General features: G+C 74.6%; 8 protein-coding genes. 2 read left to right on the top strand and 6 right to left on the bottom strand.

Features of this window, described 5'->3' with window-relative positions; all coding sequences use genetic code 11:
- Both AB0A94_RS31640 and AB0A94_RS31635 read right to left on the bottom strand, forming a co-directional pair.
- A partial coding sequence (locus AB0A94_RS31640; RefSeq protein WP_361749427.1) for an acetyl-CoA C-acetyltransferase occupies window positions 1–983 on the bottom strand: 983 nt, incomplete at its 3' end.
- A gap of 11 nt (window positions 984–994) precedes the next feature.
- Window positions 995–2161, bottom strand: coding sequence for a CaiB/BaiF CoA-transferase family protein (locus AB0A94_RS31635; protein ID WP_361749426.1), 1167 nt, complete (start codon window positions 2159–2161; stop codon window positions 995–997).
- A 333-nt stretch (window positions 2162–2494) separates the two neighbouring features.
- Here AB0A94_RS31635 and AB0A94_RS31630 point away from each other — a divergent pair, with 333 nt between their 5' ends.
- Window positions 2495–3673: a saccharopine dehydrogenase NADP-binding domain-containing protein gene (locus AB0A94_RS31630; protein ID WP_361749425.1), complete on the top strand. Its 1179-nt coding sequence runs from the start codon at window positions 2495–2497 to the stop codon at window positions 3671–3673.
- Window positions 3674–3691: 18 nt separating this feature from the next.
- Here AB0A94_RS31630 and AB0A94_RS31625 read toward each other — a convergent pair whose 3' ends face one another.
- The 3 genes from AB0A94_RS31625 to AB0A94_RS31615 form a co-directional block, all read right to left on the bottom strand.
- Entirely contained in the window at window positions 3692–3838 is a 147-nt protein-coding gene (locus tag AB0A94_RS31625) for a hypothetical protein (RefSeq protein ID WP_217130670.1), read from the bottom strand.
- A 74-nt stretch (window positions 3839–3912) separates the two neighbouring features.
- The gene (locus tag AB0A94_RS31620; RefSeq protein WP_361749424.1) at window positions 3913–4617 is read right to left on the bottom strand and encodes an endonuclease V; all 705 of its coding nucleotides are present in this window, start codon (window positions 4615–4617) and stop codon (window positions 3913–3915) included.
- A 78-nt stretch (window positions 4618–4695) separates the two neighbouring features.
- Window positions 4696–5019, bottom strand: coding sequence for a plasmid stabilization protein (locus AB0A94_RS31615; RefSeq protein ID WP_217130672.1), 324 nt, complete (start codon window positions 5017–5019; stop codon window positions 4696–4698).
- A gap of 263 nt (window positions 5020–5282) precedes the next feature.
- On the opposite strand from AB0A94_RS31615, the gene AB0A94_RS31610 reads away from it, so the two are divergent.
- The gene (locus AB0A94_RS31610) at window positions 5283–5696 is read left to right on the top strand and encodes an SsgA family sporulation/cell division regulator (protein WP_361749423.1); all 414 of its coding nucleotides are present in this window, start codon (window positions 5283–5285) and stop codon (window positions 5694–5696) included.
- A 475-nt stretch (window positions 5697–6171) separates the two neighbouring features.
- On the opposite strand, the gene AB0A94_RS31605 is transcribed toward AB0A94_RS31610, so the two are convergent.
- On the bottom strand, window positions 6172–6813 hold the full coding sequence (locus AB0A94_RS31605; RefSeq protein WP_361749421.1) for a GPP34 family phosphoprotein: 642 nt from the start codon (window positions 6811–6813) through the stop codon (window positions 6172–6174).
- Window positions 6814–6949 lie beyond the last annotated feature (136 nt).

The following is a 6949-nucleotide window of genomic DNA, read 5'->3' as shown; positions in this document are numbered from 1 at the left end:
TTGATCTCGACGAGGTCGATGTCGTCGATGGTCAGGCCGGCCTTGGCGAGGGCCTTGCGGGTGGCGGGGGCGGGCCCGGTGAGCATGATGGTGGGCTCGGAACCGGACACGGCGGCGGAGACGATCCGGGCGCGCGGGGTGAGTCCGTGGCGGTCCCCGACCTCCTTGGATCCGATGGCGACGAGGGCCGCGCCGTCGACGATGCCGGAGGAGTTGCCCGCGTGGTGGACGTGGTCGATCTTCTCGACCCAGTGGTACTTCTGCAGCGCCACGGCGTCGAAGCCGCCCAGCTCGCCGATGTCCGCGAAGGACGGCTTGAGCTTCGCGAGCGAGTCGGCGGTGGTGCCGGGGCGCAGATGCTCGTCGTGGTCGAGGACGGTGAGGCCGCTGCGGTCCCGCACCGGGACGACGGACCGCTCGAAGCGGTTCTCCTTCCAGGCCGTGGCCGCGCGCTCCTGCGACAGGGCGGCGTACTCGTCGACGTCCCGCCGGGAGAAGCCCTCGATGGTGGCGATCAGGTCGGCGCCGATGCCCTGCGGGACGAAGTTCGTGGCGAGGTTGGTCATCGGGTCGTTGAACCAGGCGCCGCCGTCCGAAGCCATCGGCACCCGGGACATCGACTCGACGCCGCCCGCGAGGACCAGGTCCTCCCAGCCGGAGCGGACCTTGGCGGCGGCCAGGTTGACGGCCTCCAGGCCCGAGGCGCAGAAGCGGTTCTCCTGGACGCCGGCCACCGTGTCGGGCAGGCCGGCCGCGATGGCGGCGATGCGGGCGATGTCGGAGCCCTGGTCGCCGACCGGGCCGACGACGCCGAGCACGATGTCGTCGACGGCCGCCGGGTCGAGGCCGGGGAAGCGGTCGCGGATCTCGTGGATGAGGCCGACGACCAGGTCGACGGGCTTGGTGCCGTGCAGGGCGCCGCCTGCCTTGCCGCGCCCGCGCGGGGTGCGGATCGCGTCGTACACGTACGCTTCGGTGGTCACGAGGGGGCCTTTCACTGAGGGTTCGAGGGCTTGGAGGAGTGCGAGGGGGCCGGGGCCGTCAGTCCGGGTACGTCCCAGTCGCGGGCCACGTCGTCGGTGTCGGCGCCCGGCCGGGCGGGCCCGGTGCGGACGGTGGTGGGGGTCGCGGAGAACCGCGGGGCCGGTGCGGGCTGGGTGACGCCGGCGTGGTCGGTGAAGGTGGAGCGGGCGGCGAGGTGCGGGTGGTGCGGGGCCTCGCGCAGGGACAGCACCGGCGCCACGCACGCGTCGGAGCCGTCGAAACGGGCCGTCCACTCCTCGCGGGTGCGGGTCCTGAAGCGGGCGGTGACCCGTGCGCGCAGCTCCGGCCAGCGGGTGACGTCGGTGTGCGCCCCGGCCTGGTCGTCCAGGCCGAGCAGGCGCAGGAACTCGGCGTAGAACCGCGGCTCCAGCGCGCCCACCGCCATGTGCCTGCCGTCGGCGGTCTCGTAGGTGCCGTAGTAGGGGCAGCCGCCGTCGAGGAGGTTGGCGCCGCGCCCGTCCTGCCAGGCGCCGGCGGCGAGCATGCCGTGGATCATCGTGGAGAGGTGGGCGGTGCCGTCCACGATGGCCGCGTCGACGACCTGCCCGGTGCCGGTCGCGCGTGCGTGGTGCAGCGCGGCGAGGACACCGACGACGAGGTAGAGGGAGCCGCCCGCGTAGTCGCCGAGCAGGTTGGCCGGGACGGCCGGGGGCCTGTCCGGATCGCCGATCATGCCGAGGGTGCCGGTGAGGGCGATGTAGGCGATGTCGTGGCCCGCGCGGTCGGCGAGGGGCCCTTGCTGGCCCCAGCCGGTCATCCGGCCGTAGACCAGGCGCGGGTTGCGGGTGCGGCAGTCCCCGGGGCCGACGCCGAGCCGTTCGGCGACTCCGGGACGGTAGCCCTCGATGAGGACGTCGGCGCGTTCGGCCAGGTCGAGGACGCGCGCCGGGCCGTCGGGGGCCTTCAGGTCGACGATCACGGAGCGCTTGTTGCGGTTGGTCACGTCGAGGGCGGGGTCGATCCCGAGTGCGGGGCCTCCGGGGCGGTCCACGCGTACGACGTCGGCGCCCAGGTCGGCGAGGAGCATGGCGGCGAACGGGCCGGGCCCGATCCCGGCCAGCTCGACCACGCGCACGCCGCTGAGCGGACCGTGTCCCGGCGCCTTCGCCTCCGTCATCGAGCCCCCATCGGCTGTGACACTACTGGTGTAACACCTGCGATGTTAGGAACGCGTTCCACCCGGCACAAGACCGGGCGAGCAAGCGCTTGGCCACTTTACGGCGCGGCACTGCTTGCCGGGCCGGCACGCGCCCGTTCAGCGCGTGGGTGTGCGCCGTCCCGTCCTCGAGCTCCACCGTCACCCCGGGGCACGGTCACACGCTTTTTCCCCTTTCTTCAGGGCGTTCGGGGACACGGCCGTCGGTCTCCTCCGGGCTCGTCGCCGGGCTCCGCACCCCTCACGCTAGCCTCGGCCACCGACAGCGGCGCGGCTGCACGACCAAGGGGTGTCATGAGCAGGCTGAACAGGACGGACCGTCCGTACGACATCGTGCTCTTCGGAGCGACCGGCTTCGTCGGAACGCTGACCGCCGAGTACCTCGCCGACCGTGCCCCCGCCGGGCTGCGCTGGGCGATCGCCGGCCGCGGCACGGAGAAGCTGGAGCGGCTGCGGGAGCGGCTGCCCGGCGGCGCGGGGATCGGACTGCTGCGGGCGGACGTGTCCGACCCGGCCTCGCTGCGCGCCCTCGCCGAGCAAGCGCGCGTGGTCGCCACCACCGTCGGCCCCTACGTGGAGTACGGCGAGGAACTCGTCGCCGCCTGCGCGGACACCGGGGCGGACTACGTCGACCTCACGGGTGAACCGGAGTTCGTGGACCTGGTGTACGTCCGGCACGACGCCCGCGCGCGGGAGACCGGGGCGCGGCTGGTGCACGCCTGCGGCTTCGACTCGGTGCCGCACGACCTGGGCGCGTACTTCACCGTGCGGCAGCTCCCGGAAGGGGTGCCGCTGACCGTGGACGGCTTCGTGACCGCCGACGCGGCCTTCTCGGGCGGGACCCTCGCCTCGGCGCTGAACCAGTTCGCCCGGCACCGCGGGCTCCGCGCGGCGGCCCTGGACCGCCGGCGCCATGAACCGCGGCTGGTGGGCCGCCGGGTGTCCGCTTCGGCCGGCGCGCCGCGCTACGCGCCGGAGGTGGGCGCCTGGGCCCTGCCCCTGCCGACCCTCGACGCGCAGATCGTGCGCCGTTCGGCCAGGGCACTCGACCGGTACGGCCCCGACTTCCGCTACCGGCACTACGCGGCCGTGCGGCGGCTCCCGGTGGCGGTGGGCGGGGCGGCGGCCGTGGGCGCGCTGGTGACGGCGGCCCAGCTCCCGCCACTGCGGCGCCGGCTCTCCGACCGGCTCGGGCCCGGCGACGGGCCGGGCCCCGAGAAGCGCGCCCGGAGCTGGTTCTCCGTCCGCTTCGTCGGCGAGGGCGGCGGGCGCCGGGTGTACACGGAGGTCGCGGGCGGTGACCCCGGTTACGACGAGACGGCGAAGATGCTGGCCGAGGGTGCTCTCTGCCTGGCCTTCGACGACCTCCCGCCGACGGCCGGCCAGGTCACGACGGCGGTGGCGATGGGCGACGCGCTGATCGGCCGCCTCCGCGCGGCGGGACTCCGCTTCCGTGTCGCCGCGACCCGCTGACGTCCGGCCGGGCGGAGGTCACAGCGGCCACTCGACCAGCGTGTAGATCATCCCGGCGATCCAGCCCAGCCCCGCCAGTACGGCGAGGGTGAGCCCGACGGTCACGGCCCGCTCGACGGGCCGTCCGTCGGCGGCAACAGGCTTGGGTGCGCGGTGCGTTGTCATGCACGCCAGCCTGGCGGGGCGGGCGGGGGCCGACATCCGTACAGGTACTCAGGACCGGTACTCAGACCGCGCGGTCACCCGGGAGTCTCCTGCGGGGCGGCCTCGGCGAGCGCCCGGCGGCACAGGGCGTCGGCCCTGCGGGTGGTCTCCGGGAGACGGTAGGCGGGGGTCAGGGCGAGGGTGTGGGCGCAGGCGTTGTCCAGGCCCACCCGGTGGCCGACCGAGACGAACACCGGCTTGACGGCGTCCCTGGTGCGCAGGGCACGGCCGACCTCCTCGCGGCCGGCGAGCAGCGGGGAGGTGCTGCCGCGCGGGGCGCCCGGCTCGTCGTGGGTGAAGGTGAAGGGGTTCTTGGCGACGCCGATCGTCGGCAGGCCGGTGAGGACGCCGAGGTGGCTGGCCAGGCCGAAGCGGCGGGGGTGGGCGAGGCCGTAGCCGTCGCAGACCACCAGGCCGGGCGGGCACGGCAGGGCTTCGAGGGCGGCCAGCACGGTGGGGACCTCGCGGAAGGCGAGCAGTCCGGGGACATACGGGAAGGAGATCCGGCCCACGGCCGTGGACTCGGCGACGACGTCGAGGGTCGCCGCGTCGAGGACGACGGCCGCGGCGGCGACGACGTCCCGCTCGTCGTCGTACGCCACGTCGACTCCGGTGACATGACCCGTCCCGGGCGGCGGGCCCGGTTCGTCGAGCACCACCCGCGCGCGGAGTGCGTCCTGGACCGCGCGGGCCTCTTCCTCGGTCACGGGCCAGTCGGCCGGTGTGCGTACGGTCGTCATGGTGCCCCCGAGCCTACGGGGTGCGGGTGCTCCGCGCGGAGGGTGCCTCCCGGCCCGCCGCCTCCGCGCGGAGGCGGCTCACTTGCCGAGCGCCCGCTGGAGCTGACCCTTGTTCATGTTCGAACGGCCCTCGATGCCGCGCTTCTTGGCCTCCTCGTACAGCTGGTCGCGCGTGGGGCCCTGGGATCCCTTGCCGGACCGCTGGCCGCCGCGCTTGCCGGACGACATGTCCTGCGTGGAGGTGCGGCTGGCCGTCTTCGACTCACCGGACCGGGCACGCTCCTTGTTCACCGTCCGGGCGGCGATCTCCTTGGCGCGTCCGGTGCTCTCGCCCCGGTCCTCGGCGCTGTCCTTGATGTGCTCGTACTGACGCTCCCGTTTGGGGCTGGAACCGCGTGGCATGTCCGCTCACTTCCTCTCGCGTACAGCGAACGGGTACCCACGTCGGCAGCGATCAGGGCACACCGCGCGCATCAGTGCTCCAGGCGGGCGGCACGCGTGTCCCGGAGGACGTCCGGGAAGAGCCGTGCCACTCGGGTGCATGAAGGCGGTGACAGAGGTCACTCGCTCTTCGTGTGCACGGATTGGTCGATTCCGTCGTCTCATCCAGTAGCCGACCCGATCCGCCCCGGAAGCCTGTCCAGCCGTCACGAGGGAGCAAGGCGTTGTCCACCGTCATCGAGCAGACCGTCGAGGCCCGTCTCGTCGCCGCCGCGCCGCGGATGCCGAGCATTCCCGCCACCCTGCACTACGACCGCGACGACCCGTTCGCCGTCCGCATGACCTTCCCCGCGCCCGCCACCCTGGAGGGCGTCGAGGTCTGCTGGACCTTCGCCCGCGATCTGCTCGCCGCGGGGATGCAGGGGCCCGAGGGCGACGGCGACGTACGGGTCCGGCCGTACGGCTACGACCGCACCGTGCTGGAGTTCCACGCCCCCGAGGGGACCGCCGTCGTGCACGTCCGCTCGGGCGAGCTGCGCCAGTTCCTGGAGGCCACCGGCGAGCTGGTGCCGACCGGCCTGGAGCACCTCCGGCTCGACCTGGACCACGATCTCGCGGAGCTGATGCGCGACGCGTGAGGGGTCCGGCCGACGCCCGCCGCTCGTCGGGGTGTCGAGCGCGCCGTACGCCGGACCGTCGGCCTGCCCGCGCCGCCGGCGTTCGCGCGGGCGGCGCCCGGCGCGCCGGCTCCGTCGGCGGCTTTCTCCACGGTCCCCGGGTCGACGGCCCCGGGGACGAGGACCCCGTCGCGCCGGCACCCGGGCGGGGCCGGCGGTGACGCGCTCCGCGGTGCCGCGTCCGCTCCCCCGGCACCGCGCGTGGTCGACGGAGCGCGGAGTCCGGCGAAGACGAAGGCGTGGGCGCGGGGCTCGGGCTCATCCCTCCGGGCACTTGACGCGCACCGTGCCGACGAAGGCGTGGACGCGGGACGCGGGTGGCTCCCGATCGGCGGAGCATCCGCCGTGGACCCCGGTGGCCCCGTGACCTCTGTGGCCCCGTGACCTCTGTGGCCCCGTGACCCCCGTGGGTCTCGTGACCCCCGTGGGCCCTGGGTCACCGCCCCCGCGCGAGCGTGGGCAGCGGCGCGGTGTCGGCCAGCCCCGCGCGCAGCTCGCGCAGGACGGCATCGAGGGCGGGCGTCGTCGCGGCGCGGTGCGCCAGCGCCTCGGCGCGCCGGTCGGGGGAGGAGCCCTCCGGGCCCGGCAGCAGACCCGACGCCCGTGCGAGGACGAGGGCCGTCGCCGTCTGCTCGGGGACGTCCTCGGGCGGTGTCGGCCCGCCGAGGAGCTGCCGCGCCTGCCGCCCCAGGGCCCGTACCCGGCCCTCGTCGGCCAGGACGTGCTCCACCGACGGGAACACCCCGAGGACCCGGTGCTTCTCGGCGCGCAGCACTCCCTGGGCCACCAGTTGCTCCCGGACCGCGTCCAGGGTGTACCGCGCGCGCAGCGTCACCCAGACGCGCCAGCGGTGCGGGCAGGACTCGCTGACCAGTTCCAGAAGACCGTCCAGCACCGGGTCACCGGTCCGGGAGTCGAGGTCACGGGGTGCGGCGATGCCGTCGTCGTCGATCAGCAGGCCCCGCCGGGCCAGCTCAGCGAGGGCCCCGGCCCGCACCACGGGGGCCTGCCGGGACGGGTCGGCGTCCCAGACCAGCAGGGACAGGCGGGCCGGCAGAGAGAGCGGGCCGTCGGGCACGGGGCCTCCTCGGGGGCGGTGACGTCGTGCTCCGAAAAGCCGTTGACAGCCGTTCCGGGCACTCCTACGGTGTACAGCGGTCCTGTTGCCGTCGAATGGAGAAGGACGTTGCTCGTCTGAGGTTCTGAGACACCGC

This window comes from Streptomyces sp. NPDC044984 (assembly GCF_040646935.1).
Classification (GTDB): Bacteria; Actinomycetota; Actinomycetes; order Streptomycetales; family Streptomycetaceae; genus Streptomyces.
The sequence above is the reverse complement of the archived record's forward strand: the minus strand, read 5'-3'. Positions and strand labels throughout refer to the sequence as shown.